The following is a 26,704-nucleotide window of genomic DNA, read 5'->3' as shown; positions in this document are numbered from 1 at the left end:
GTTGCCGACCTCTCAGTTCTTAAGAATTTTCTGACAGAAAGAACACTTTCATGATTGTCAATTTGCCAGACACTGACACCGCGAGCATTGCTCGTCAGTTGGTGCAGCTTCGAGAGCAGGGCGGCATCGTCACCACGGGCCGTGTCCTCACCCTGATTGTTTTGGCCAAAAGCGAAGACGACCTGGAAAACATTATCTCCACGGTCAACTCCGTTTCCCGCGAGCACCCATCCCGTGTGCTGGTATTGGTCTCCGATGATCCACGCCTGGACAATCGCCTCGACGCGGAACTCCGCGTCGGTGGTGATGCCGGTGCCGCTGAGATCGTCGTTATGCACATGTCCGGAGAGATTGGTCAGCACCACAGCTCTGTGGTGACTCCCCTGCTGCTGCCGGATACGCCGGTCGTGGCGTGGTGGCCGTCTGAGGCGCCGCAGGTCCCAGCGGCGACACCAATCGGCCGAATTGCCCAGCGCCGTATCACCGATTCACTCTGTGACCCGAATAGCAACGCTATCTACACGCGCCGTACGGGCTACACGCCCGGCGATTCCGACCTGAGCTGGTCGCGGCTGACGAACTGGCGCGGTGTGTTGGCATCCGCTTTCGACTTGCCGCCGCATTCGCCGGTGACCTCCGTGTCCATCTACGGCCCACAGGACTCGCCATCGGTCGAGGTCGCCGCCGGATGGTTGGCAGATCGCCTGGGGCTGCCGGTCAACCGTTACTCCACCGGTGAGAAGAAGATTCCGGTGGACGAAAAGGGCCGCGCCAAGCCACCGGTGACCTCCGTCGCCTTTGAGCGTGAAAATGGCCAGACTTTGCGCATCGATATTGAAAGCGCCACCACTGCATCGGTCACCAACGGAGAAAAACCCCCGTTCAAGGTCGCAGTATCGCGTCCAACACGCTCCGAATGTTTGGCAGAGGAGCTGCGTCACCTCGACCACGATACTGCCTACGGACGTGCCCTGCGTGGCCTCAGCCAGATTCACACGGTGGGAATGCAACCTCCGACGTCCACAACAACTAGCTTCGCTAACGAACCAGGAGTCTCTGACAAGTGACCACCGATAACGCGTCGAATACCGTCCCTGCCCCTCAGTTCCACCGCGCCGCTGACCAGGCGGGCATCGTCGAGGCTGCACGTCAGCGCTTCATCGATGCGGTTGTCGCCGTCCAACATGGCAACGCCTCTCCGGTCACCGATGACGGTTTCGTACGCGTCGTTCTCACCGGTGGCGGCGCAGGTACCGCTTTGCTCAGTGCGCTTGCCGACGATTCCGGAGACATCGACTGGAACCGAGTCCTGGTGTTCTTCGGAGATGAACGCTTTGTCGCTGCCGACTCGGCAGATCGCAATGCGTTGGCTGCTCGTAAGCGTCTCTTGTCCCCTGTCGGCGTGCCGGAGGAAAACATCTTCGAGTTTGCCGCTGCCGACAGCGGCGTGACCACCACGGAGGCCGCCGAAAGCTACGAAGCTATCGTTCGGGAGAAGGCTCCAAATGGCTTTGACCTTCACCTTCTTGGTATGGGCGGAGAGGGACACATCAACTCGATTTTCCCACATACCGCAGCGCTGGCTGAGCAGGAACGCTTGGTCGTGGACGTGCATAACTGCCCGAAGCCACCGCCGACCCGCATCACGTTGACGATGCCGGCCATCGCCAGCTCTCAGCGTGTGTGGCTACTTGTAGCGGGCGGCGAAAAGGCTGAGGCAATTGCAGCTATCGCTCAGCAGGACGACCCAGCGCAGTGGCCGGCGGCCGGGGTTCGCGGTGTTCAGGAAACCGTTGTCTTTGTTGACGATGCTGCGGCTGCGCAGCTCTAGGCTTCCGCTTCACCGCTAACAGCCCAGAAACAGCAAATTCCCGTCGATAAGCGAAATGCTATCGACGGGAATTTTTATTGCTTAAAGGCCTGCGGTGGGGCGTGCTGCGTGCGGAACCTACCAGCCGAAAGTATTGAACAGCAGCAACAGGACAATGCAGAGCAACCAGATAATCACGGTCACAATAGTGACGCGGTCAAGGTTCTTCTCCACCACAGTCGAACCGGACAGATTCGACTGCATGCCGCCACCAAAGAGGCTGGACAGTCCGCCACCCTTACCCTTGTGGAGCAGGATGAACAGCGTCATCAGGATGGATGTGATGACCAGGACAATCTGAATGGCGAGGTACACGCGCACTTCCTTTTGAAACGTCGCTTCTTTAAGAACTCCAACTATACTAGCGCAATTGCTCCGCTGGCTAGGTATCCCTAGCCGTATCCCTAGCCGGAGTTGCGCAGTGCAGTTGCCAGACCATTCATGGTCAGCTGAATGCCCCGACGCACCTTGTCGCGATTATCGCCGGCACGGTAGCGACGCAGCATCTCAAGCTGGATGATGTTCAGCGGCATAAGGTACGGGAAGCGCATGTCCACCGAGCGCCTGAGCAGCGGGTTGTCCTCCAGCAGGTGCTTGTACCCGGTTACCTTCAGGAACATCTCCAAAGTCAGGTCGAACTCAGCCTTGATGATGCCGTAGATGCGCTCACCGTCGGCCTTATCTTGGCACAGGCTAGCGTAGGCGCGCGCCAGGTTCAGGTCAGCCTTGGACATGACCTGCGCCATGTTCGACAGCACCGAATTGAAGAACGGCCAAATCTCGTTGAGCTGACGGAGCTCAGCCAGGCGGGAACCGTCTTCGTCCTCGCCGATCCACTCCTGCAGTGCAGAGCCGACACCAAACCAGCCCGGCACCATAGAACGCTGCTGCGACCAGGACAGTACCCACGGAATTGCGCGCAGGTCAGAAATGGTCTGGGTCTGCTTGCGTGAGGTCGGACGCGAACCGATGTTCAGGCTGCCGATCTCATCGACCGGGGTCGACGACGTGAAGAAGTCAATAAAGCCCGGGTCCTCGTGCATGAGCTTCGAGTAGGCCTCGCGAGACAGGTCGGAAATCTCCGACATAATCTCGTGGGCGCGAGCTGGGTTCTTCAGGTCATCGACGTCGAGCAGAGTCGACTCAATCGTTGCCGAAACCAGCGCGGCAAGGTTCCTGCGTGCCGCTGCAGGGTGACCGTACTTTGCAGAGATAATCTCGCCCTGCTCAGTGATACGCACGGACCCCTGGACTGCACCCGACGGCTGCGCCAGAATTGCCTCGTAGGACGGACCGCCACCACGGCCGACAGTACCTCCGCGCCCGTGGAAGAGACGCAGGCGAATGTCGTTGTCCTTCGCGGCTGCCACGATGGCGACCTCCGCGTCGTAAAGCGCCCAGTTTGCAGCGAAGTACCCGCCATCCTTGTTGGAGTCAGAGTAGCCGAGCATGACTTCCTGCAGATCTCCGCGTGCGGAGACGTATGCACGGTAGACCGGAATGTCCCACGCAGCACGCAGGACGTCGGCACCAGCCTGCAGGTCTTCGATAGTTTCGAACAGCGGGATGACGTCAACAGAACCGGTCGGCTGCGAGCCATTCGGGCGAATCAGACCGACTTCCTTGAGCAGAATCATCGGCTCCAGCAGGTCGGAGACCGATGTACACATCGAAATGATGCAGTGCGGTACCGCGTCGTGACCGTACTTGCGCACCGCACGAGATGCCGCACGCATAATGCCTAGCTCGCGAGCCGTAGCTTCGGAAAGATCTGCGGAAGTCGAAACCAGCGGACGGGAGGACTGCAGTTCCTTGGTCAGCAGCTCGACCTTGTCGGCTTCCTTCAATCCCGCGTAGTTGTCCACCACACCGGCAGCGGAGAACAGCTCGGTGAGAATTTCCTCATGAGAGTCCGAATTCTGGCGGATATCAATCGAGTACAGGTGGAAACCAAATACTTCGACTGAATCAATCAGATCGCGCAGGCGGTGATCGGCGATGAGGTCATCGTGGCTGGACCGCAGTGAGTCGTCGATAATCGAGAGCTCTTCAAGTAGCTCCTCGGCGCTGTTATACGGAGTGAATTCCGACCAGTCGCCCTCGATGATGGACTCGTCGAAGAAGTTCACCGCTGTTGCCGCCACGCGACCGCGGATACCGTGAACCGCACGACGGTACGGCTCATCTTCGCGGTTAGGTACGTCATTGTGGCCGCGGCTGGCCAGAGCGACCAGATCCACGGTGACCTTGGTCAGGCGGTCGCTGAGACTGAGCTCGCGCTCCAGCAGGTGCAACTGCGAGAAGTAGTGACGCAGAATCGTACCCGCCGCCCTATCGGAGGCATAGCGCAGCGTCTCCTCTGTCACGTATGGGTTGCCGTCGTGGTCACCGCCAATCCACGAGCCCATGCGAATCGTTGGGTTAGCCGGCAACTTGTTGCCGCCGAGCTGACGCAAGTGCTTGACGACGTCTCGGTTAATCTGTGGCACAGCTTCCAGCAGAGAAAGCTGGTAGTAGCGAAGACCAACTTCGACCTCGTCGCGAATATCCGGGCGGTTCATGCGAATCAGAGCCGTTTGCCACAGCGTCAGGATCCGGCGACGGATATCGGCATCAATCTCAGCGAGTCGGTCCGCGGTGCGCGCATTCATCGGGGCCGCCTGAATCTCGTGGCGGCGCCGCATTGCGGCCGTGATGTGCTTCTGCACATCGAACACTGTGCGACGACGAGTTTCCGTTGGGTGTGCGGTCAGAACCGGGACGACCTCAATGTGGTCCATCATGTCCGCAATGGCGCTGCTGGAAACCTTGGCGTCGCGAAGCTTCTGCCATGTTGCCTCCAGAGTGGAGTCCTGCGGTGGATCGCCAGCATCGAGAGATGCCTCGATGCCCAGCTCCTCGTGCAAATCCTCAGCGAGGTTAGCCAAAAGTGCGAAGTGCGTGAAAGCACGGATGACAGGGCTTGCCTCGGCTGGGTCAATATCGCGGAAGAGGCCGGTGAGCTTCTCGATGTCGCCATCGCCACGATGGAGTTCGAAGGCTGCACGGCGAGCATTTTCGACCAGGTTAAAGACCTCGTCACCCTCTTGCTCGCGGATTACCTGCCCAAGAATTCGACCCAGGTGGCGAATATCCTCCCAGAGCAAGTCCTGCTGCTTCGCGGTAGCGGTCGATGAAGATTGCTCACTGCTTGCAGTGTGTCGGTCAGTGTCACGATGTACTTGTTCGTTCATTGAGCACGTCCTTTGAAAATTGCCGGGCATTCCAAGTGGAAAGCCACGGGAAATGTATTGCGCTAAAACATTGCCAGTCGGTGTGCCTGGGTTGAGTCCGCCTAAAGGCAATAACCCCGAATCGGTTTTATGAGAATCAATAAAACCAATCCGGGGTCGCGCATGACGCCTATCTTATCAGTTGTTCTGAATTTATATGCACTTAGGCGTTCTGAGCGGCATCTGCAGCAAGTGCGCAGAGCTTCGCGAATGCTTCACCGTCGAGCGAAGCGCCACCGACGAGGCCGCCGTCGACGTCGGGCTTGCCGACGATCTCAGCGACGTTCTCGGCCTTGACGGAACCACCGTAGAGGATGCGCATCTCCTTTGCGATGTTCTCGTCCGCAATTTCTGCGACGGTCTCGCGGATAGCTGCACAGACTTCCTGCGCGTCTGCAGCCGATGCGACCTTACCGGTGCCGATAGCCCAGACAGGCTCGTAAGCGATGACGGTCTTGGCCAGCTCAGCGTTGGTCAGGTTAGCCAGGGATCCCTTGACCTGAGAGACAACGTACTCGACGTGCTCTTCGGCCTCTCGGACCTCCAGCGGCTCGCCGACACAGACGATTGGGTTCATGCCCTCGCGCAGTGCTGCCTTGGCCTTCTTTGCGACCAGCTCATCGTTCTCTGCGTGCATATCGCGACGCTCGGAGTGACCGACGACGACCCAGGTGCAGCCGAGCTTTGCCAGCATCGATGCGGAAATCTCGCCGGTGTAAGCGCCGGACTCGTGGACTGAGACATCCTGCGCGCCGTAAGTGACGCCGAGCTTATCGCCCTCAACCAGAGTCTGGACCGAACGCAGGTCGGTAAACGGCGGGATGACAGCGACGTCAACCTTGTCGTAGTACTCCTTCGGCAGAGCGAACGCGAGCTTCTGCACCACACCGATAGCCTCGAGATGGTTCAGGTTCATCTTCCAGTTACCAGCAATAAATGGTGTACGTGCCATAGTGGTGGAATTCACTTCCCTATCAATTAGCGGATTTTTAAGCGATGAAAATCCGGTGGTGAAAAAACTTAGTCTTCCAGGACGGAGACGCCCGGCAGAGTCTTACCCTCGAGGAACTCCAGCGACGCGCCACCACCGGTTGAGATGTGGCTGAAGCCCTCCTCGTTCAACCCCAGGGTACGTACTGCCGCTGCGGAGTCACCGCCACCGACGACGGAGAAGCAACCGTTGTTTGTGGTGGCATCGATGATCGCCTGTGCAACCTCGCGGGTACCAGCTGCGAAAGCCTCCATCTCGAACACGCCCATCGGACCGTTCCAGAACACAGTCTTGGACTCAGCCAGCACCTTGCCAAATGCCTCGGCGGAAGCCGATCCGATGTCCAGGCCCATCCAGCCTTCCGGAATCTCGGTGGCATCGACGACCTTGTTTTCAGCGTCAGCAGCGAACTTGTCGGCCACGACTACGTCGGTTGGCAGAACAATCTTGTCGCCGTAGCGGTCCAGCAGATCCTTACAGGTGTCAATCATCTCTTCCTGCAGCAGGGATGCACCAACGGCGTAGCCCTTGGCAGCCAGGAAGGTGAAGCACATGCCGCCGCCGATGACCAGGGAGTCAACCTTCGGCGCGAGAGCCTCAATAACGCCCAGCTTGTCGGAAACCTTGGAACCGCCGAGCACGACGGTGTACGGCTTCTCCGGGGTCTCTGCAACCTTGCGCAGAACCTCAAGCTCAGCCTGAACCAGGTTGCCGGCGTAGTGCGGCAGCTTCTTAGCGACGTCGAAGACGGAAGCCTGGGCGCGGTGAACAACACCGAAACCGTCGGAAACAAATGCTCCGTCCGGAACAAGTGCGGCCAGCTCGGCTGCGAACTCGGCGCGTTCTGCCTCGTCCTTGGAGGTCTCGCGCGGATCGAAGCGGACGTTCTCCAACAAGAGTACATCGCCCTCGGTCAGACCATTTGCGCGCTCGTGCGCGTCCTCACCGGAGACATCACCGGCGAGCGCGACGTACTGCTCCAGGCGCTCAGACAGCGCCTCAGCGACCGGGGCCAGGGAGAACTCGGACTTAACCTCGCCCTTCGGTCGACCCAGGTGAGCCATAACAACGACCTTGGCACCGGCCTCGACAAGCGCGGACAGGGTGGGCAGCGAAGCATCGATTCGACCCGGATCGGTGATAACGCCGTCCTTCAACGGAACGTTAAAGTCGGAGCGGACGAGGACGTAACGGCCTTCAATACCTTCGTTGATCAGGTCTTTGACAGTCTTAACAGTCATCTCAATGAAATCCTTGTGAAAGTGTGTAAAAAACGGGCCGTGGGTGGCGTGCCCTACTCAGGCGCAACCACCCCGGCCCGTTCGGGGTCTGGGATTAACCAGGTGAGTTATTAGAGGCGCTCACCGACGTAGACAGCCAGGTCGACGAGGCGGTTGGAGTAGCCCCACTCGTTGTCGTACCAGGAGACAACCTTGACCTGATCGCCGATGACCTTGGTCAGCGGTGCGTCGAAAATCGAGGAACGCGGGTCGCCCTCGATGTCCTTGGAAACGATTGGGTCCTCGTTGTAGCCCAGAACACCCTTGAGCTCGCCCTCAGCAGCTTCCTTGATGGCAGCATTGACGGACTCGACGGTGACCTCGCTCTTCGCAGTGAAGGTCAGGTCGGTGACAGAGCCGGTCGGGGTCGGAACACGCAGTGCGTAGCCGTCCAGCAGACCCTTGAGCTGCGGCAGAACCAGAGCGACTGCCTTTGCAGCACCGGTGGAGGTCGGAACAATGTTCAGTGCAGCAGCGCGGGCGCGACGCAGGTCCTTGTGCGGAGCGTCGTGCAGACGCTGGTCACCGGTGTATGCGTGGATGGTGGTCATGAGACCGCGCTCGATGCCGAACTTGTCGTCCAGGACCTTAGCCATCGGAGCCAGGCAGTTGGTGGTGCAAGAAGCGTTCGAAATGATGTTGTGCTTCTCTGGGTCGTAGTCAGTGTGGTTGACACCGACAACGAAGGTTGCGTCTTCGTTCTTAGCTGGAGCGGAGATGATGACCTTCTTGGCGCCAGCCTCGATGTGAGCCTTGGCAGCGTTGGCATCGGTGAAGAAACCGGTGGACTCAATGACGATGTCGACCTCGTGCTTGCCCCACGGCAGGTCCTTCGGGTCGCGCTCAGCGTATGCCGCGATGCGCTTGCCGTTGACGGTGAGGGACTCATCGTCGTAGGTGACCTCTGCGTCAAGCTTGCCCATGATGGAGTCGTACTTGAGCAGGTGAGCCAGGGTCTTGTTATCAGTGAGGTCGTTTACAGCAACGACTTCCAGGTCAGCGCCCGCAGCGAGCAGGGAGCGGAAGAAGTTGCGGCCAATGCGACCAAAACCGTTAATACCTACACGAACCGTCACAATAATCTCCTTAATGGATTGGCGAATCGATGCCACTTGTCAGGGCGCTGATTGCGCTCCAACAGGTTCACTACAGAAGTGTACGTTGGGTTTTTCATTCGCGCAGCGGTGGTTTGGTGCGAAAACCCCAAATAAACGGAGATTTATCAAAAATTACGCACCTGACTAGGCATAACAGGTGCTTTACTCGTCAACTTCTTTGTCAAAAAGTTCGTCTGTAACGACTGCAGTTGTGGGGGGAATTCCGAGTTCGTTTGCTCTTTTGTCCGCCATGGAGAGCAAACGGCGGATGCGTCCTGCGACGGCGTCCTTGGTCATTGGCGGATTGGCCAGCTGCCCAAGTTCTTCCAGTGAAGCCTGCTTGTGCTCGATGCGCAGCTGTCCTGCAGACACCAAATGGTCTGGTACATCGTCACCGAGAATCTCTAAAGCACGCTCTACTCGCGCTGCTGCAATAACGGCCGCACGAGCCGAGCGCCGCAGGTTGGCATCGTCGAAGTTTGCCAAGCGGGTGGCCGTCGCTCGCACTTCACGACGCATACGCTGTTCTTCCCACTGCAGGCGAGTAGTCTGGGCCCCCATTCGCGTCAGCAGCGCACCGATTGCATCGCCCTCCCGGATGATTACGCGATCGCCACCGCGGGACTTATTCTCCTTGCTCTTAGCCGTAATTCCGAGCCTACGAGCACATCCCACCAATGCGAGTGCCGCTTCAGCAGAAGGAGCAGTGACTTCCAAAGCTGAGGAACGCCCCGGCTCAGTCAGTGAACCATGTGCCAAAAAAGCACCCCGCCATGCAGCTTCTTGATCAATTTTCTGCCCCATGATCAGCTTGCGTGGTAGCCCACGTACGGGACGTCCCGCAGAGTCAATCAGGCCAGTTTGCCTAACGACGAGTTCCGCGCCATCAGTTACCCGCACGATGTACTTCGAGGTCTTTCGCAAGCCACCGGGAGACAAGACATTGAGGCTGGCTTTGACATCGTAGAGTTCGGCCAGCATGGAGCGCAGGCGGCGTGCGACAGCGCCGGAATCCAACTCAGCCTCCAGCACAATCGAACCTGCCACCAGGTGGAGTCCTCCTGCGAAGCGGAACAGGGTCGCAATCTCCGCTGCCTGAGCGCTTTCCTGCGAAACTGACACGCGGGCTAGTTCGTCTTTGACCTTCGCCGTCAATGCCACGATGCTGTCCATCCTCATTTCATGTGTACGAGCTGGGTTTGAGCCTGGTTAATTTAGGTGAAATTAACCCCATTTGAGCTTTAGCAATAAACCTCAAGGATAGTATCCGGAACCAATCGAGTGGCAATTAGTTGATTGTCTGTTGCATCCTCGCAGGAGAATGCATAAAAATCCTCGATTGGCCGGACGCTTTAGAGGAACTGACGAAGTGCGACAGCTAGTTTCTCCGGCGAATGCCGACCCGTCAGAGCTCCGTGGTCATCAACTTCTTGCACATCGGCGAAGACAACCTGCGCGTCTAGGCTATCCGCCGCTCGCTGCAGGTATTCTCGTTCGGTATCCGCGAGCGGCGTGTTGTCGTCGACAAGCACGTAATTGAGCTTCAAGTTAGGTGCATGCTGCGTGAGCATATGGATGTGCCGTTCGGAAGAAAAACCGGCGGTCTCCCCCGGCTCGGCGACAAGATTCAGCACCACGACGGTTGTGGCATTGGTTTCTTGCAGAGCATCCCGCAGCCCGGGCACCTGAAGATGTGGCAGAACCGAAGTGAACCACGAACCCGGACCCAGCGTCACCAAATCGGCATTGAGGATAGCTTCAATGGCCTCCTCGGATGCCGGCGGAGTCTCAGGAATCAGCCGGATTCGGCGCACCTGGCCAGGTGTCGTGGCCACTGCGACCTGGCCACGGACCTGGCGCACAACGCGAGCATCCTGCTCCAAGCCAACGACTTCGGCCTCAATCTCTAGCGGGATCGGCGACATGGGCACGACGCGACCCCGGATTTGCAGCAACCGGCCAATTTCGTCAAGCGCGTCGACTTCATTTCCCATCACACTGGTGAGGCCAGCGATAATCAGATTGCCAATCGCATGCCCTGCCAGTGCGCCAGTTCCGCCAAAGCGGTGCTGCAGTGTCTTTTCCCACAGATCGCCTTTTTCCGTATCTGCGGAAAGCGCGGCGAGTGCCATGCGAAGATCTCCAGGGGGAATCTGCCCCAGCTCACGACGAAGGCGACCCGAGGATCCGCCGTCGTCGGCAACTGTGACCACCGCTGTGACATGGTCCGCAACCTGACGGTCAGCTCTCAGCGTGGCAAATAGACCATGACCGCCACCCAGACTGGTAATTGATGTCAATTTCTACACCTCCACGAAAACCGCTAGTTGCGGTCAATATCGCGGTGGACGACGTTGACGTTGATCCCGGAAACTCCCTCGAGCTTCTTAGCCAGCGCCTCCGACATGGCCACACTTCGGTGATGGCCTCCGGTGCATCCCACAGCGATAGTCATAAAACCCTTGCCCTCACGGCGGTACCCGGGCAAAACCAATTCAATCAAGTTTGTGACGTTGTCCAAAAACCCCTGAGACTCAGGTTGGGACAGCACGTAGTCGGCCACGGCTTTGTTGGTACCGCGGCCCGCACGCAGCTCAGGTACCCAATAGGGATTGGGGAGAAAACGGACGTCGAAAAGCATGTCGGCATCGCGCGGCGCACCGTGCTTAAACCCAAAGGATTCGATGGTGATCTGCTGAATCTTGCTAGCGGTATCCGACAACTGATGCTCTAACTCACGGCGCAAATCGTGCACGCTCATGTCAGAGGTATCCACTACTAAATCCGACATGCCCTTTATTGGCAGCAACATCTGACGTTCAGCGGCAATACCCTGTGAAAGCGTGCCATTTTCCTGCAGCGGATGGGTGCGGCGGACAGAGTCGTAGCGGGCGATGAGGGTGTCGTCGTTGGCATCAAAGAAGATGACATAGGGCTGGCGCCCCTCATTGCGGAGTCCGTCGAGCACCTCCCCCAAACTGCCGGCGAACGCGCGCGAGCGCACGTCGGTGACGATAGCGAGGCGCTCTACTGGAGAGTCCGCTTCAAACGACAACTCGACCATGCGCATAATCAACTCCGGGGGCAGGTTGTCTGCGACATACCAGCCCATCTCCTCCAAGACGCTGGCGGCCGTATTGCGTCCGGAACCGGACATGCCGGTAATCAACACAAGTGACTTTTCAGCCTGAGGGGAATAACCCGAAGTAATCATGCCATCACTCTAATACAATTCCGCCCAACCGCTCTCGGTTTTACTAGCGGAAGTAAACCCCCTAGCACTGTTTCAAGTGCGGTTTTAGCCACTTGTTTACCTACTTCTACGCCTACTCTCCCGGACCGACATCCGAGTTTGGCTCTGACGACTTCTCGTCTGGATGGAGGTAATCGTAAACAGTTTTCGCGAGCATCGGCCCGAAACCAGCCACTTCTTCGATCTGCTCGACGCTGGCCTTCTTCAGCGCCGCAACGGAACCAAAGTGCTTGACCAACTCACTGCGGCGTGCTGGCCCCAGCCCCTTAATGCCATCAAGCATCGACGAGCGCATGCGTTTAGATCGCTGCTGACGGTGATAATTAATGGCAAAGCGGTGCGCCTCATCACGAATTCGCTGGATTAGGTACATCGCTTCCGAATTACGCGGCAGAATGAGCGGCTCATCATCGTCGGGAATCCACAGCTCTTCTAAGCGCTTGGCAATTCCCACCAACGTCACATCGGTGACCTCGAGTTCATCGAGGACCGCCTGTGCGGCTGCGACCTGCGGTGCACCACCGTCGACGATGAACAACTGTGGCGGGTAGGCAAACTTGCGGTTACTCCGCGACTGCTCATCGACGGCATCAGTCGTCTCTTCGACGAACATCTCGCTTGCATCATCGGGCATGGCGAGCTTGTCCTCGTTATGGCGCAGAAAACGACGGCGCACCACCTCAGCGATAGAACCGACGTCGTCCGAGCGACCGTCACCCGCTGCATCTTTGATTCGGTAGCGGCGGTAGTCGGACTTCTTGGGCAATCCATCCTCGAAGACCACCAACGAGGCCACCACATCGGTGCCCTGAATATGCGAGATGTCAGTGCACTCGATGCGCAGCGGCGCTTCATCCATAAATAGCGCGTCCTGGAGTTCGGAGAGAGCCTGCGATCGAGTAGTTAGATCTCCACTTCGCTTTAGCTTGTGCTGGCGTAGCGCTTCAGCTGCATTTTTCTGCACGGTCTCCATGAGCGTCCGCTTGTCACCGCGTTGTGGGACGCGAATATCTACATTGGTGCCACGAATATCGGCCAAAAATGCAGTAACCTCGTCAAGATCGTCGGGCGTGGCCTGAACGAGAATTTCGCGTGGCACAACCTGGGCGGCAGTGGTTGATTCATCGCCGTCGACATCCGCGTGCTTGGCGGCGTCGCCATAGAACTGTGTCAGGAACTGCGTTAGCAGCCCACCCAAGCTGGGGTCAGTTTCTCCCTCTCGAAACTCCGTAGTCGCGTACTCGCCGGACTTCTCCACTACCCAGCCGCGCTGACCGTAAATGCGTCCCGCCCGAACATGGAAAATCTGCACGGCCGCTTCCAGTTCGTCGGTTGCTAGCGCAATAAAGTCGGCATCGGCGGCGTCGGAAAGCACGACTGACTGCCGCTCCATGACCTTGTCGATGGCAGCGAGGTTGTCGCGCAGACTAGCGGCGCGCTCGAAGTCTAACTCGCCGGCAGCTTCCTCCATTTCCTTCTTTAAGCGCCTCGTGACCGGGCCCGTATTTCCCGACATGAAGCTGGTAAAACCACGGACAATTTCGCGGTGTTCCTCGGCACTGACACGGCCGACACAAGGCGCCGAGCATTTGTCGATATAGCCGAGCAAACAGGGCCGCCCCAGGGCTTGCTGCCGGTTGAAGACTCCCTTTGAACAGGTGCGGGCTGGGAAAACTCGTGTAAGCAAGTCGAGCGTTTCTCGGATAGCCCACGCGTGTGAATAAGGCCCGAAATAACGCACGCCCTTCCGGCGCGGTCCTCGGTAGAGAAAGAGCCGCGGGTACAGCTCTCCAACGCTGACGGCCAACATCGGATACGACTTGTCGTCGCGGTACATCACGTTGAACCGCGGATTAAAGCGTTTGATCCAGGTGTACTCCAACTGCAGCGCTTCGACTTCATTGTGGACGACAGTCCACGTCACCTTCGAAGCGGACTGCACCATCTGGCGGGTGCGGGGATGAAGCCGAGTTAAGTCCTGGAAATAGTTAGACAAACGCGCACGGAGATTCTTCGCCTTGCCGACGTAGAGAACGCGCCCGGTTGAATCGAGAAAACGGTACACCCCCGGCTCCGTGGGAATGGTGCCGGGGGCGGGACGGTACTGAGAAGGGTCAGTCACTTACGGTGTCCTTAAAACGTGTCCTTGGGTTAGTCCTCCGGCATGAACTTGTCTTCAAGTTCACGGAACCGGCGGATGTCTTCCACGACGCGGCTGCCGTCGGCCGACTGGATCGCGAGCATCGGCACAAACTCAAAGTCAGGCAGCTCCAAGCGAGCCCAGCGGGACTTCTTTGGAAAACTCAGGCCGTAGATATCGGCCCACGGGTAAAACTTCGCATTGAGTAGATTGCGGACTTCCACACCCCTGGCATTTACGCGAACGCGAGCCCGAGTCAGCAGCAGGATTACCCCGGCGATGATCAAACCAATCATTGGGAAAGCCAGCTGGTCAATAAAGGTCACCGAAGCTCCGGTGTTACCAAAGTCCACCACGATACCCATGAAGATATGGATAGCGAAAACCATAACTGCAGCGATAATCGCCCACAGACGCAGCTTTTGCGAGGTGATTTCCAACAGCCATTTGTCTTCGCTACCGGTGTCGACGGCAGTCGAATTGCTGTGGCGTTCGGAGTTACCCATTCTTACTCAGCTCCACCTTCACGAAGGGACTTCAACACTGCGACGGTATGCAGCGCTGCGGCCATGGCCTCGCGACCTTTATTCTCCGCGGCGCCCTCACCGCCGGCACGATCAATTGCCTGCTGTTCAGTGTTGCAGGTCAACACACCATTGCCAACTGGCGTTTCACAGTCCAGTGCGATCCGCGTCAGGCCCTCAGTCACCGAGTCGCAGACATAGTCGAAGTGCGGCGTACCACCGCGGATAACGCACCCCAGCGCCACCACGGCGTCGTGAGTTCGCGCGAGCTGTTGCACCACAACCGGAATCTCCAGAGCACCGACGACAGTCACATCCGTGACTACAGCGCCGACCTCCTCGGCCTGGGACAGCGCTTCACGACGAAGCTGCCCAGTAATCTCCTCGTTCCAGTGAGAGGTGACCAGACCGACGGTCACACCAGTGGAATCGGGAACGGAAATTTCAGGAAGACCTGCGCCACTCATCTACTGTGCTCCTTCTGTCGAAATGCCGTGGGTCTCCATGTACTCATCCAACCAAGGAAGTTCATGGCCCATGCGTTCGCGCTTTGTCAACAAGTATTTCAAGTTATCCTCGTTGACCTCAACTGGCACCGGGACTCGGCGGCTCATCTCCAACCCATATCCGCCTAGGCCGGCACGCTTGGTCGGATTGTTCGTCAGCAGCGCCATAGTGGTGACTCCAAGATCCTGCAGAATCTGTGCACCAGTGCCGTACTCACGTGCATCCGACGGCAAACCGAGCGCAAGATTGGCATCAACGGTGTCAGCGCCTTCATCTTGCAAGTGGTAGGCCTGCAGCTTCGGCATCAGACCAATGCCTCGGCCTTCGTGACCGCGCATGTAGAGGATGACGCCACGCCCCGCTTCGTGAACCATGCGCATGGAGTTGCGCAGCTGCTGACCGCAGTCGCAGCGGCGAGATCCCAGTGCGTCGCCAGTGAGGCATTCGGAGTGCACACGCACGAGGACGTCCTGACCATCGTTGGAAGACACATCCCCCACAACGAGAGCGACATGCTCAACACCGTCGATAAGGCTGCGGTACCCAATGGCACGGAACTCGCCGTAGTCGGTCGGCAGCTTGGTTTCGACAACGCGTTCAATCAAGTGCTCGTTGTGGCGACGGTATTCGATCAGCTGCTCAATGGAGATCAGCGCTAAATCGTGCTTGTCGCAGAAGCGACGCAGTTCCTCCGCGCGCGCCATACCGGTCGGGTCTTCCTCGGAGACAACCTCACACAGCACGCCAGCAGGACGAAGCCCTGCCAGGCGGGCGAGATCGACCGCAGCCTCGGTGTGGCCGGCACGGACGAGGACGCCACCATCGCGAGCTCGCAACGGGACCACGTGTCCTGGTCGGGTGAAATCGTGCGGGCTCGACGTGGGGTCAGCCAGAGTACGAATGGTGTTCGCACGATCTGTGGCGGAAATACCGGTCGTACCGGTGTTGGCATCCACGGTCACTGTGTATGCGGTACCGCGGGCATCCTCATTCTCTGACACCATCGGTGGCAAATTCAGACGCTCGCAGTCCTCGGCGGTCAGCGGCGCGCAGATGTAACCAGAGGAATAGCGAACCATAAAGGCAACAAGTTCAGGCGTTGCCTTCTCGGCGGCGAAGATGATGTCGCCCTCGTTCTCACGATCTTCATCGTCGACGACGACCACGGCCTTACCGGCTGCGATGTCCGCAATGGCCCGCTCTACAGAATCGAACTTAATCACAGTCTTGTAGCTTATCTTTCCAACATTTTCTCGACGTACTTGGCTAGCACATCGACTTCCAAATTGACCTTGGCGCCTACCGCGGTCGAACCAATAACGGAGTCCGTCAGCGTCGTCGGTATCAGGCTGACCTCAAAGAACCCCTCGCCTACTGCAGAGACGGTCAACGAAGTACCATCCACGGCAATTGAGCCCTTTTCCACGACATACTTGGAGAGATGCTCCGGCAGCGAAATCCGCACTACTTCCCAGCGCTCCCCTGGCGTGCGCGAAATAACCTCGCCGGTGCCATCGACATGTCCCTGCACGATATGGCCGCCGAGGCGTTGACCCACTGCGGTTGCACGTTCGAGGTTGACCTTGGAGCCGACCTCAACCTGGCCGAGGCTCGACCTATCCAGAGTCTCTTGCATGAGATCAGCGGTAAAGAAATCATCGCCAAACTCCACGACGGTCAAACAAACACCATTGACAGCAATGGAATCACCGTGGTGCACGTCGTCAAGCACGGTGGTCGCGCGAATGGTCAGAGTAATGGAATCGGCTTCGCGGTGGATTTCGCGAATTTCGCCGAGTTCCTCAACAATTCCCGTAAACATAGTGGTCAGGAAAATCCTTTACCGTTTGTTATAAATTGAAAGATTTTTACAAAATTAACTCTAGCCGGTCTACCCGCGATCTTTGCCACTGCGGAGTGCCGTAATCAAAATGTCATCCCCCAGAGTCTCGACCGCGACGGTGCGGAAACGGGAGATGTCAGTGATGGTGGTCTCATGATTGGCCGATGTCACCGGCAGACCAGCTCCGAGAAACGCCGGGGCAATGTAGGACTCAATCGCGTCGACAGCATCGGCTTCCAAGAAAGCGCTGGCGAGCCGTGGGCCGCCTTCTACCAGGACGTCAATAAGGCCCATATCCGCCATTGTCTCCAGCGCCACTTCCACATCGTGAGTGCGAATGTGGCGGAAGTTATCGCCGCGGATATTCGCATCGGCGGCGACCTCCGAGGTGCCGATCGCGATGCGCAGGGGTTGCGTTGACAGCTCCTCGCCGTCTGGTGTGCGCGCGGTCAATCGCGGATTGTCAGCGAGCACTGTTCCCGTTCCGACGACAATCGCTTGCCGACGTGCACGATCGATATGTACCCGTGCCCGCGCCTGCTCCCCCGTAATCCACTGCGAGGTGCGGTCGGTAGCGGCGGCGAAACCATCCAGCGTGCCCGCCGTCTTCAGCGTGATGTGTGGGCGCCGAGTGCGCTGCCAGTGTAACCATGGACGCAGATAGCCATCCGCCACACGATTGCGTTGGAACTCCTCGACCACGTCGATTCCCTTGTATCGCAACCACTCGCTGCCGCCAGCGGCCACGGGATTAGGATCGGCGACCGCAAATATGACGCGGGAAACTCCGGCTGCCGCAAGTGCCTCGGTGCACGGTGGTGTACGGCCGATATGATTGCACGGCTCTAGTGTGACCACTGCAGTACCGCCCTGAGCTCGTGCCCCCGCCATTTCTAATGCTTGTGGCTCTGCGTGTCGGCCACCTACCGGCTCAGTTCCGGCCACTCCTACCGCAATCCCTGCGGTATCGAGGATGACGCAACCAATCGGTGGATTGGGATAGGTGGTGCCCCGAACTCGCTGGCCGGCTTCTATGGCCAATGCCATAGCTTGAGCGTCAGTCAGCGGCTGTGCGGAGACGAGATCCGGAAACTGTGCCACCGTGCTTCACCGCCGTCTACTTAGTTGCAGCAGTAGTGGCCAATGCGCGCAGCTCATCGACAGCCGCCGCACGATCATCAGCGCCGAAAACGGCCGACCCTGCAACGAAGGCGTCGCAACCGGCGGCGGCAGCGGATTCGATGGTCTTGGCGGAGATACCACCGTCAATCTCGATCAGAGTATCCAGACCTTCGGCATCAATGCGCTGACGCAGCTTCTCGACCTTGGTTAGCTGATCCGGCATAAAGGACTGGCCCCCGAAACCGGGTTCGACACTCATGACCAGCACCTCGTCGAATTCGGCGAGGTGATCCAGCCACGGCTCAATTGGGGTACCCGGGCGCAGCGAGAACCCGGCCTTCACGCCCTGGGAACGAATGTGGCGTGCCAGTGCGATGGCGTCGTCGGCGGCTTCCACATGGAAAATAACGGAGCTCGCCCCCGCCTTAATGTAGGTGTCGACCCACTTCTCCGGGTTCTCAATCATGAGATGGACATCCAAGTACTTGTCCGTCACCGCAGCTACGGCCTCCAGCACCGGAGCGCCGAAGGACAGGTTGGGAACGAAGTGGCCATCCATGACGTCGATATGCAGCCAATCTGCATTGGCTACAGCCTCAACCTCGCGGTCGAGGCGAGCGAAGTCAGCAGCGAGAATGGACGGGGCAATAATTGGTGCGCTCATAACCTCTGAGCCTAGTCGTTCTTGCGCAAAACTGAGAAGAACATCGCATCGGTACCGTGGCGGTGTGGCCACATCTGCACAGATGGATACGGTCCGACATCGGTCATCGGCGTTACCAGCTCGTGTGCCTTCAGCTCCGTCACCGGCAATTCCGTCACTGCCCTATCGACAATGCCCCTGGTTTCACGCAGATGCGGAGAACACGTGGAATAGACGATGATGCCACCCGGCCGTGCCAGATGCACAGCTTCACTGAGCAGTTCAAACTGCAGCGCAGTCAAGGAGTTCAAATCGGACGGCGACTTCCGCCAGCGCGCTTCCGGGCGACGGCGGAGCGAGCCCAAGCCAGAGCACGGTGCGTCTACCAAGATGCGGTCAAAGCCTGCCTCCAGCCCGGTATCGCGACCATCCGCAACGGTTACAGTCACTGGCAGCCCGGCCGTGGCCTTCTTCACCAGTTCTGCGCGAGTCGCCGATACCTCAACAGCGTCGAGCTTCGCGCCCTCAATAGCTGCGATGCCGCCGATGAAAGCTGACTTACCACCGGGGCCGGAACACAGATCTAACCAGCGGCCGCTGTCTTCACCGGCAACGGGTGCCATGGTGACGGCACGCGCAATGAGCTGAGAACCCTCGTCCTGCACCGCAGCCAAGCCCTGTCGGACCGGCTCCAATTCTCCTGGGGCACCGGAATCCAAGCGCACGCAGTACGGCGACCACGGTCCCTCTTCACCGCCGGTAATCAGTGCCAATTCCTCAGCCGTAATCTCGCCCGGACGAGCGACCAAGTGCACCAACGGGCGCGCATCGTCGGCAGCGAGTGCCTGCTGCAGCTCACCGGCTTGTGCACCGAGTGCGCGGGCAAACTCCATCGCAATCCAGCGCGGGTGGGCATGCTTCATCGCTACGTAGCCAATCGGATCGGTCGCAGGATTCGGCGCAATCTCAGCCACCCATTCGCTTTCGGTCTTCGAGGAAACCTTCCTCAAAATGGCATTGACAAAGCCGCGCGCACCAGGTCCCGCCACCTTCGCCACTGCCCGCACCGAGGTATCGACCGCAGCGTAGGCGTCGACGCGCGTACGCAGCAGCTGGTACGTGCCCAGGCGCAACACATCCATCACCGGTCCAGCAATATCGCTTAACGGGCGTGACGACGATGCCTCAATCACGGCATCCAACAGGCCTTCCGCCCGCAGTGTGCCGTACGTCAGCTCCGTTGCAAAAGCAGCATCCCGACCCTTGAGTTTGTGTGCCTTCAGCAACTTGGGCAGCAGCAGGTTCGCGTAAGCATCATTCTCGCGAACGTCGGCTAGTACCTTCAGTGCGACCTTGCGCGGCTGGTCAATGCCACCGCGATTGTCCCCACCTCGGTTGTCACGGTTACGGTTGCGGTCATTGCGGTTCTGTCCGCTGCGGTTGCCGCGCTGCCGTCCGCCACCGGTGTGGCGGGGTTTGTCGTTGCCCATTTACTCGCAGACCTTTCCGCCGGGTTGGCTACCTCGCGCCCAGTCGGACGCATCCATCATCTTCTTACCCTGTGGCTGCACCTTCACCAGCTGCACATAGCCATCGGCACAACGCACAGATACTCGGTGCTTCTCCACTACCAACTCACCCGGTGTGGCGGCTGCCGCCTCCGGAGCAGCTGCCTTTCGCACCTCGTCGACCGCGGCGCTGTCCTCGTCGGAAAGCGGGGTGAGCTCTCCGACCTTCAAACGTGCACCGTCGAGAGTCGTCCACGCACCTGGGGCAGGCGTGAATGCACGAGCGCGGCGGTCAAGAAGATGTCGCGGCTGAGTCCAAACGATTCGGGCATCCTCCGGCCCGAACTTAGCGGCGTAGCTGACATCCTGTTCTGGCTGAGCGGTCGGACGCAACGCACCGGCTTCGATGCCGTCCATGGTGGCGGCTAGAAGATCCGCGCCGGAGTATGCCAGGCGGGTCAAGAGGTCGTCGGCATTATCGGTCGGGCGAATCGCTTCGGTGACGGTACCGAAAACTGGTCCGGTATCCAGGCCCTTTTCAATCCGGAAGGTACTGGCACCCGTGACCTCGTCGCCAGCGGCGATAGCTGCCTGCACCGGCGCGGCACCTCGCCAAGAAGGAAGCAGCGAGAAATGCAGATTGACCCAGCCGTGCGTCGGTACATCGAGCAAATCCTCCGGCACGAGATTGCCGTAGGCGACCACCGGGATGCAATCGGCATTTAGTTCGCGGATTTGCTGTTGGATCTCCCCATCGCGCAGGGTCGTCGGGGTGAGCACGGGAATGTCGTGTTCCAAGGCCAGAGCCTTCACCGGCGAGGGCGAAAGCGACTTGCCGCGGCCACGGCGGGCATCGGGGCGAGTGAGAACAGCGACGATGTCATGACGGGAGTCTTCGAGCAACTTCTTCAGGGCAACGACAGCGGGTTCCGGGGTTCCGGCAAAAATCAGGCGCACAGTAAGTGGATTCCTTCCTGGTGGACCTAGTTGTTCTAGTTAATCTAGTGATGAAACTCGGGGCGCCACACCCAGGGGGCTAGGCGCAGGTGAGTTAACCGCGGTTGAGGAACCAGTCCTGCTCACGCAGAGAACGCATCGCGGTCTTGCGCTCGTCGCCCTCGAGACGCTTCAAAAACAGCACACCGTCCAGGTGGTCGCTTTCATGCTGCACGCAGCGAGCCAGCAAATCATCAGCTTCGAAGCTCACCGGTGTGCCGTGGCGATCCTGGCCAGTAACGCGCACACGTGCGTGTCGAGTCACGGGTCCATTAATACCCGGGATAGATAGGCATCCTTCGATTTCGTGGACAGTCTCGTCGCCGATGGCTTCCCATTCCGGATTGACGATGTGCCCGCGGGTGCCATTGCAGTCGTAGACGAAAACGCGCTGCAGCACACCGACCTGGTTTGCCGCGAGCCCGACGCCCTGTTGCTCGTCCATCGTGTCGAACATGTCATCAATCAGGTGCGACAGCGTCGCGTCGAAATCAGTGACGGTATCCGCCTTGGACAGCAACACCGGATCGCCGAAAAGACGTACCTCACGAACTGCCATGAACTTAGAGCCTCCAAGAAAACTGGTGTGAATCAAGCGATAACGCGCTCATTTTAGCAGCTAGCCGAAATTAATCGGATCGACGACAACGCGCACCGGCGTCGGGTCCTTCCTGGTCGCTCGAACGACCTGTGCTGCCTTCAACGCCGCTCCCACCGCCCGTGCTTGCCGACGGTCACAGCGCACCAACATCCGCTGAATAGGTGTACCCGGTTCCACGCCTGCTGGTGGTCTGGCGTTGCGGGGAAGGTCTACCGGCCCCAGGATTTCCGCGCCCGATGGAACCTCCAGGGACTCCATGAAGTTACGCAGGCCCTCTTCAGTCCCGTCCACCGCTGCCACGTGAAAGGCCGGAGGCAGAGCGGCGGCTGTACGGTCGGCCAATTCCCTGTTCGCAGCGCCTACCGCGTCCCATGCCAGAAGATCGGCCACAGTCGGGACTGCAGCATCCGCATCGATAACCACTGCCCCTCCTCGCTCCCGCGGGCGCGCAAGCGTGACAGCTCGAGACCAATGCGCATAGGCCTCTTCATGAGCGCGCAAGTCCTGCCGGCCGAGCATCGCCCAAGTGTCCAGCAGCATCACTGCTCCGTAGCCCTCCGGCGCATAAGGCTCGGCTCCCGGCGTGGCCACCACGACCCTCGGGCCTTCGGGAATGTCGTCAACAATCCGTTCGCCAGAGGAAGCGACGACTGGGAATGGACTGAAAATACGACCAAACTCTTCCGCCGTACGTTCACTGCCGACCACGACTGGCCGAATCTTGGTGGAACCGCAGCTATGGCAACGGTGGTGGATGTCGATGCGGCCACACCACCGACAGGTCGGCGGCGCCGGATCGTCCGGGTTATCGGACGGTGGAATTCCCAGTGGACCGTTACACCAGCGACAGCGCGCAGGCGCGCCACAGGAGCGACACGACAATGTCGGTACATATCCCTTGCGGGGTACCTGGACCAGAATCGGAAGCTCTTCGCGCAGCGCGGCTTTTGCCCGTCGAAAAGCGATGGCAGGAAGGCGTCCCCTACTCACGTCATCCGGGTCTTCGGAAGTGTCCGTGGAGGCAATCATCTCCGGCATGGATTCAGCGAGGGCGTCGGCGCCTGCAACCAGATTGTGCGCCCAACCTGAGGAGACCAGCAGCTGCACCTCTGCTGTACGGCTATACGATGCAAAAATAAGAGCGCATCCCTCCTGCGCACTTCGCGTGACCAGCACCTCGCGAGAGTGGACGTAGGGTGCGCGGGGGTCTACGAGGTTGTCATCGCCATCATCGACAATCACTGCTAAACGCAGATTCTGCACTGGGGCGTACGCTGCCGAGCGCGTTCCGACGACTATGCGCCCCTGGCCGTGCAGGATATCCAGGTAGCGGCGATAGCGGGACTCGGGACCGAGACCAGCCCCGAGAAGAGTGAGCTGACGGGCAGAAATGAGCTCGCGAAAAGCGCTCTCGAAGTGTGCCTGCGTGCGTGCGTCCGGCACAATGATGAGAACACCGCCACCATCGCGGGCGACCGAAACGCTGAGCGCGGCGAGCATGGCTGCCACCTGTTCCCCTGGAACTGGCTGCCACGCTGCGCGTGCCGGGGCGCCCTTGCGGACGGAATCGACAAAGGATTCGCCGAAGACATAGTTGCCCCAAGCGGAAAGATCCGGATCCTCGGTGGCAAGCTTTCCCAATTCCTCCCACGTCGGGGGCATGTTCTCCTTGCGGGCACGTTCGGCCCGTGCATGGCGGGTTGGGATGGCGGAGCGAATGATGTTTGAGCGTGTTGCGCCGTAATACTCCGCCAGAGAATCCACCAACCGTCGAAGCTGCGGCGGATAGACAACCTCAGAGCTGATGACATCCTTGAGATAGGACAGTTTGCCGTCGTGAGTGGGCGTGGCACAGCGCTCCAGCACCAGCGCATTGACCAATTGGCCGTGGAATCGAATCCGTACCCGGCAACCGACAACCGCTTCCTCCGCTAGCGCGCGCGGAACCAGGTAATCGAAGGGGCGATCCAACTGCGGCAGCCCCAAAAGTGGAAGCACCCGCGCGACTGGCAGATTCTCAGCTGCGGCGGCGGGTGCGAAGGGGGCGTCGGTCATAGAATCTTACTCTACTTCCCCACCCCAGGGTCATGCTGGCGGGTGGTGTTTATCCCAGGCCAGCGGCTGCGCGGAGCTCTTCAACACGGTTGAGTTGCTCCCACGGCAGGTCCAAGTCAGTTCGGCCGAAGTGACCGTAGGTGGAGGTCTGCGCATAAATCGGGCGCAGCAAGTCCAGGTCACGAATAATAGCGGCCGGACGAAGGTCGAAGACCTTGTTGATAGCCTCGCGGATGGCGTCGTCTGAAACGTGACCGGTGCCGAAAGAGTCGACGTAAAGGCCTACCGGGCGAGCGCGGCCGATAGCGTAGGCGACCTGAATCTCCAGGCGGTCAGCCAGACCCGCAGCCACGGCATTCTTCGCAACCCAACGGGTGGCATAAGCGCCGGAGCGGTCCACCTTTGACGGGTCCTTACCCGAGAATGCGCCGCCACCGTGGCGAGCCATACCGCCGTAGGTGTCGACGATAATCTTGCGGCCGGTCAGGCCGGCATCGCCCATCGGCCCACCGATAATAAATTGGCCAGACGGGTTGACCAGCAGCTTCAATTCATCGGTAACAAAGCGCTCGCGCAAGTTAGCGTCGTCGAGCACCCAATCGACTACGTGAGTCTTAATCTGCTCGGTAATCCACTCCTGGGTCACATCCGGGTCGTGCTGCGTGGACACCACAACAGTGTCCAAGTACACCGGGTTATTGTCTTCGTCGTAAGCGAAGGTGACCTGAGTCTTACCATCCGGTCGAAGCGATGGGACGATGCCTTCCTTGCGTACCTGCGTCAAGCGGCGAGCCAGGCGGTGTGCCAGCGCAATCGGTAGCGGCATGTACTCCGGAGTTTCGTTGGTAGCGTAGCCGAACATCAGCCCCTGGTCGCCAGCGCCCTTGAGATCTTCTGCTTCGACTTCGCCATCAGAGCTGCGTGCTTCCAGAGAAGTGTGCACACCGTCGTGAATATCTGAGGACTGCTCACCGATCGAAACGGAGACGCCGCAGGTCTTGCCGTCAAAGCCCTTTTCAGAAGAATCGAAACCGATCTCCTTCAGTCGACTCCGGACAATACCGGGGATGTCAACGTAGCTCTTCGTGCGAACTTCGCCAACAACATGGACTAAACCGGTAGTCACCACAGTCTCAACGGCGACCATCGATGCAGAATCCTGCGCGAGCATAGCGTCAAGGATGGAGTCCGAAATCGAGTCGCAAATCTTATCTGGGTGCCCCTCGGTAACAGATTCACTGGAAAACAGCCGAAGATTAGAGGCCACGAGCAGTACAACTTTCTTCTAGATCATTTCCCCACGCCTGCGGTGTCGCTGCGGCGTGGGTTTTCGTTTGATTCGATAATTATAGACCAAGCGGTTCAGTCGCCGTAGTAGGCACCGGCTACTCCGCTGGCTGAGGTTCCTGTCGCAGCTCGGAGACTGCATCCAAAATCGAACCGGCTACCGAGAACTTTGAGCCTCGCGGCACGTCCCACTGCTCGCCATCGAGAGACAGCAACCATCCGACATTGTCCGGCGCACCAAAAGTTTGCCCACCCGAGACGTCGTTACACATAAGCAAATCGCAGCCCTTGCGCACAATCTTCTGCTTCGCAAGCTCGAGCGGCGTCGTCGTCTCGTCGCCGGTCTCAGCTGCAAAGCCCACCATCGTCGTGGTTGCCGGAATCTCGCCCGCTTTACGACGCTCCACAGTGGTAGCCAGAATGTCAGGGTTTTCTACGAGCTGGATGTTGCTCAAAGCGTCGTCTGCGACGCCCTTCTTCATCTTGGCCCCAGCGGTCGATGCCGGACGGAAGTCGGCGACGGCAGCGGCAAAAATGCAGACATCGGCCAACTTGGAGTGTTCGTGGGCGGCCTCGGCCATCTCCAAAGTGGAATCAACCTTTACAACATTCGCGCCCAGCGGTGTCGGCAACTGATCTGTATGTCCTGCCACCACAGTGACCTGAGCGCCACGCTGTGCTGCCATCTCAGCTAGCGCGAAGCCCTGACGCCCTGAGGAGTGGTTGCCGATAAAACGTACCGGGTCGATAGCCTCACGGGTGCCACCGGCAGTAATCATGAAGCGCACGCCCTCGAAGTCGCGGCGGAAGTGGCGCGGATTCTCGACTGCCGCTAATGCCAGTGAAACTATCTGCTCTGGCTCTGGCAAACGACCTGGACCGGTGTCCTTACCAGTCAAACGGCCATGGGCCGGATCGAGGACAATAGCGCCATGGCGACGAAGAATCGCGACATTATCCCGCGTAGCTGGATGGTTCCACATCTCGGTGTGCATGGCAGGGGCCAGAACCACCGGGCAGGTCGCCACAAGCAAAGTTGCGGTGAGAAGGTCGTCGGCACGCCCGTGTGCGGCACGCGCCATAAAGTCGGCAGTCGCGGGAACCACGACGACGAGGTCGGCCTCCTGCCCCACCCGGACATGCTGAACTTCATCGACTGCGTCAAAAACCGTAGTCGACACCGGGTTCCCCGACAGCGCCTCGAAAGTAGCCGCACCTACAAAGTTCAATGCGGACTTGGTGGGAACGACGCGAACATCGTGACCGAGTTCCTTGAAGCCACGAACAACGTGTGCGGCCTTATATGCAGCGATGCCGCCGGCAACCCCGACGACAACCTTTAAACATTCGGATACGTCAGCATTACCGGCGGCATGCATACAGATATCTCCCCTTAAGGAAATGCTCTAGCCCTCAGTGTGGTCCAGCAGACCAGCGTTGATTTCACGAAGAGCGATGGACAGAGGCTTCTCAGCGACCCCCGGAGTAACCAGCGGGCCAACGTACTCCAGCATGCCTTCGTCAATCTGCTGGTAGTAGTCATTAATCTGGCGTGCACGCTTGGCAGCGAAGATAGCCAGAGCGTACTTCGAAGAAGCCTTACCAAGCAGCTCATCGATCGGCGGATTGGTAATACCAATTGGCGGGTCGAACACTGCCTCGGTGGCGGTATTTTCCTGGGTCACGAGAAATCTTTCCTCAATAGAACGTGAGTT

The 26,704-nt window shown here is 59.0% G+C and carries 24 protein-coding genes; 2 read left to right on the top strand and 22 right to left on the bottom strand.

The annotated features are described in order from the left end of the window. Positions 1-50 precede the first annotated feature (50 nt). Positions 51-1,067: a glucose-6-phosphate dehydrogenase assembly protein OpcA gene (locus CRD20_RS10920; RefSeq protein ID WP_016422736.1), complete on the top strand. Its 1,017-nt coding sequence runs from the start codon at positions 51-53 to the stop codon at positions 1,065-1,067. Beyond that, entirely contained in the window at positions 1,064-1,831 is a 768-nt protein-coding gene (gene pgl / locus CRD20_RS10915) for a 6-phosphogluconolactonase (protein WP_048731884.1), read from the top strand. The genes CRD20_RS10920 and pgl overlap by 4 nt, the downstream gene beginning before the upstream one ends. A 117-nt stretch (positions 1,832-1,948) precedes the next feature. On the opposite strand, the gene secG is transcribed toward pgl, so the two are convergent. From secG to rpoZ, 22 genes are all read right to left on the bottom strand, one after another. Then, positions 1,949-2,185, bottom strand: coding sequence for a preprotein translocase subunit SecG (secG, locus tag CRD20_RS10910; RefSeq protein ID WP_005510775.1), 237 nt, complete (start codon positions 2,183-2,185; stop codon positions 1,949-1,951). Between the two features lie 89 nt (positions 2,186-2,274). Beyond that, positions 2,275-5,103 carry a phosphoenolpyruvate carboxylase gene (ppc, locus tag CRD20_RS10905; protein ID WP_255468837.1) on the bottom strand — a complete coding sequence of 943 codons (2,829 nt, stop codon included), beginning with the start codon at positions 5,101-5,103 and terminating at the stop codon, positions 2,275-2,277. Between the two features lie 202 nt (positions 5,104-5,305). After that, the gene (gene tpiA, locus CRD20_RS10900) at positions 5,306-6,094 is read right to left on the bottom strand and encodes a triose-phosphate isomerase (RefSeq protein ID WP_101687866.1); all 789 of its coding nucleotides are present in this window, start codon (positions 6,092-6,094) and stop codon (positions 5,306-5,308) included. Between the two features lie 68 nt (positions 6,095-6,162). Continuing rightward, entirely contained in the window at positions 6,163-7,374 is a 1,212-nt protein-coding gene (gene pgk, locus CRD20_RS10895; RefSeq protein WP_070602596.1) for a phosphoglycerate kinase, read from the bottom strand. 110 nt (positions 7,375-7,484) lie between these two features. Then, positions 7,485-8,489 (bottom strand): type I glyceraldehyde-3-phosphate dehydrogenase, encoded by a 1,005-nt coding sequence (gene gap, locus CRD20_RS10890; protein WP_048731894.1) that lies wholly within the window; start codon positions 8,487-8,489, stop codon positions 7,485-7,487. A 183-nt stretch (positions 8,490-8,672) separates the two neighbouring features. Beyond that, on the bottom strand, positions 8,673-9,671 hold the full coding sequence (gene whiA / locus CRD20_RS10885; protein ID WP_049190810.1) for a DNA-binding protein WhiA: 999 nt from the start codon (positions 9,669-9,671) through the stop codon (positions 8,673-8,675). A 191-nt stretch (positions 9,672-9,862) separates the two neighbouring features. Continuing rightward, positions 9,863-10,810, bottom strand: coding sequence for a uridine diphosphate-N-acetylglucosamine-binding protein YvcK (yvcK, locus tag CRD20_RS10880; protein ID WP_048731879.1), 948 nt, complete (start codon positions 10,808-10,810; stop codon positions 9,863-9,865). 23 nt (positions 10,811-10,833) lie between these two features. Further along, complete coding sequence (rapZ, locus tag CRD20_RS10875) at positions 10,834-11,724, bottom strand: RNase adapter RapZ (RefSeq protein WP_005510809.1); 891 nt, start codon at positions 11,722-11,724, stop codon at positions 10,834-10,836. A 112-nt stretch (positions 11,725-11,836) separates the two neighbouring features. Continuing rightward, positions 11,837-13,885, bottom strand: a complete 2,049-nt coding sequence (uvrC, locus tag CRD20_RS10870) for an excinuclease ABC subunit UvrC (RefSeq protein ID WP_187405395.1) — start codon at positions 13,883-13,885, stop codon at positions 11,837-11,839. 29 nt (positions 13,886-13,914) lie between these two features. Continuing rightward, positions 13,915-14,409, bottom strand: coding sequence for a PH domain-containing protein (locus CRD20_RS10865; RefSeq protein ID WP_187405394.1), 495 nt, complete (start codon positions 14,407-14,409; stop codon positions 13,915-13,917). 2 nt (positions 14,410-14,411) lie between these two features. Further along, complete coding sequence (gene ribH, locus CRD20_RS10860) at positions 14,412-14,894, bottom strand: 6,7-dimethyl-8-ribityllumazine synthase (RefSeq protein WP_016422726.1); 483 nt, start codon at positions 14,892-14,894, stop codon at positions 14,412-14,414. After that, positions 14,895-16,157, bottom strand: a complete 1,263-nt coding sequence (locus tag CRD20_RS10855) for a bifunctional 3,4-dihydroxy-2-butanone-4-phosphate synthase/GTP cyclohydrolase II (protein ID WP_070642964.1) — start codon at positions 16,155-16,157, stop codon at positions 14,895-14,897. A gap of 11 nt (positions 16,158-16,168) precedes the next feature. Further along, positions 16,169-16,756, bottom strand: a complete 588-nt coding sequence (locus tag CRD20_RS10850) for a riboflavin synthase (protein WP_016422724.1) — start codon at positions 16,754-16,756, stop codon at positions 16,169-16,171. Positions 16,757-16,825: 69 nt separating this feature from the next. After that, positions 16,826-17,878, bottom strand: coding sequence for a bifunctional diaminohydroxyphosphoribosylaminopyrimidine deaminase/5-amino-6-(5-phosphoribosylamino)uracil reductase RibD (ribD, locus tag CRD20_RS10845; protein ID WP_016422723.1), 1,053 nt, complete (start codon positions 17,876-17,878; stop codon positions 16,826-16,828). Between the two features lie 16 nt (positions 17,879-17,894). Further along, the gene (gene rpe, locus CRD20_RS10840; RefSeq protein WP_070642965.1) at positions 17,895-18,563 is read right to left on the bottom strand and encodes a ribulose-phosphate 3-epimerase; all 669 of its coding nucleotides are present in this window, start codon (positions 18,561-18,563) and stop codon (positions 17,895-17,897) included. An 11-nt stretch (positions 18,564-18,574) separates the two neighbouring features. Then, positions 18,575-20,032 carry an RsmB/NOP family class I SAM-dependent RNA methyltransferase gene (locus tag CRD20_RS10835; RefSeq protein WP_187405393.1) on the bottom strand — a complete coding sequence of 486 codons (1,458 nt, stop codon included), beginning with the start codon at positions 20,030-20,032 and terminating at the stop codon, positions 18,575-18,577. Next, on the bottom strand, positions 20,033-21,007 hold the full coding sequence (gene fmt, locus CRD20_RS10830; protein ID WP_070602588.1) for a methionyl-tRNA formyltransferase: 975 nt from the start codon (positions 21,005-21,007) through the stop codon (positions 20,033-20,035). Positions 21,008-21,101: 94 nt separating this feature from the next. Beyond that, complete coding sequence (gene def, locus CRD20_RS10825) at positions 21,102-21,605, bottom strand: peptide deformylase (protein ID WP_016422719.1); 504 nt, start codon at positions 21,603-21,605, stop codon at positions 21,102-21,104. Between the two features lie 60 nt (positions 21,606-21,665). After that, complete coding sequence (locus tag CRD20_RS10820; protein WP_101687873.1) at positions 21,666-23,702, bottom strand: primosomal protein N'; 2,037 nt, start codon at positions 23,700-23,702, stop codon at positions 21,666-21,668. Between the two features lie 49 nt (positions 23,703-23,751). Next, positions 23,752-24,969, bottom strand: coding sequence for a methionine adenosyltransferase (gene metK, locus CRD20_RS10815; RefSeq protein WP_016422717.1), 1,218 nt, complete (start codon positions 24,967-24,969; stop codon positions 23,752-23,754). 118 nt (positions 24,970-25,087) lie between these two features. Beyond that, positions 25,088-26,368 (bottom strand): bifunctional phosphopantothenoylcysteine decarboxylase/phosphopantothenate--cysteine ligase CoaBC, encoded by a 1,281-nt coding sequence (coaBC, locus tag CRD20_RS10810; RefSeq protein ID WP_070602584.1) that lies wholly within the window; start codon positions 26,366-26,368, stop codon positions 25,088-25,090. 27 nt (positions 26,369-26,395) lie between these two features. Further along, positions 26,396-26,674 (bottom strand): DNA-directed RNA polymerase subunit omega, encoded by a 279-nt coding sequence (gene rpoZ, locus CRD20_RS10805; protein ID WP_005510796.1) that lies wholly within the window; start codon positions 26,672-26,674, stop codon positions 26,396-26,398. Between the last annotated feature and the right edge of the window lie 30 nt (positions 26,675-26,704).

The organism is Corynebacterium sp. LK33 (assembly GCF_014334955.1).
In the GTDB taxonomy this organism is placed as follows: domain Bacteria; phylum Actinomycetota; class Actinomycetes; order Mycobacteriales; family Mycobacteriaceae; genus Corynebacterium; species Corynebacterium jeikeium_D.
This window is presented reverse-complemented; position numbering and strand designations above follow the sequence as displayed.

What these genes read in the sequence shown, in the direction of transcription:
- CRD20_RS10920 (WP_016422736.1), top strand. Translation starts at nt 51, where the DNA reads ATGATTGTCAATTTGCCAGACACTGACACCGCGAGCATTGCTCGTCAG.
- ppc (WP_255468837.1), bottom strand. Translation starts at nt 5,103, where the DNA reads ATGAACGAACAAGTACATCGTGACACTGACCGACACACTGCAAGCAGT.
- tpiA (WP_101687866.1), bottom strand. Translation starts at nt 6,094, where the DNA reads ATGGCACGTACACCATTTATTGCTGGTAACTGGAAGATGAACCTGAAC.
- pgk (WP_070602596.1), bottom strand. Translation starts at nt 7,374, where the DNA reads ATGACTGTTAAGACTGTCAAAGACCTGATCAACGAAGGTATTGAAGGC.
- rapZ (WP_005510809.1), bottom strand. Translation starts at nt 11,724, where the DNA reads ATGATTACTTCGGGTTATTCCCCTCAGGCTGAAAAGTCACTTGTGTTG.
- CRD20_RS10865 (WP_187405394.1), bottom strand. Translation starts at nt 14,409, where the DNA reads ATGGGTAACTCCGAACGCCACAGCAATTCGACTGCCGTCGACACCGGT.
- ribH (WP_016422726.1), bottom strand. Translation starts at nt 14,894, where the DNA reads ATGAGTGGCGCAGGTCTTCCTGAAATTTCCGTTCCCGATTCCACTGGT.
- CRD20_RS10850 (WP_016422724.1), bottom strand. Translation starts at nt 16,756, where the DNA reads ATGTTTACGGGAATTGTTGAGGAACTCGGCGAAATTCGCGAAATCCAC.
- rpe (WP_070642965.1), bottom strand. Translation starts at nt 18,563, where the DNA reads ATGAGCGCACCAATTATTGCCCCGTCCATTCTCGCTGCTGACTTCGCT.
- CRD20_RS10835 (WP_187405393.1), bottom strand. Translation starts at nt 20,032, where the DNA reads ATGGGCAACGACAAACCCCGCCACACCGGTGGCGGACGGCAGCGCGGC.
- def (WP_016422719.1), bottom strand. Translation starts at nt 21,605, where the DNA reads ATGGCAGTTCGTGAGGTACGTCTTTTCGGCGATCCGGTGTTGCTGTCC.
- CRD20_RS10820 (WP_101687873.1), bottom strand. Translation starts at nt 23,702, where the DNA reads ATGACCGACGCCCCCTTCGCACCCGCCGCCGCAGCTGAGAATCTGCCA.
- coaBC (WP_070602584.1), bottom strand. Translation starts at nt 26,368, where the DNA reads ATGCATGCCGCCGGTAATGCTGACGTATCCGAATGTTTAAAGGTTGTC.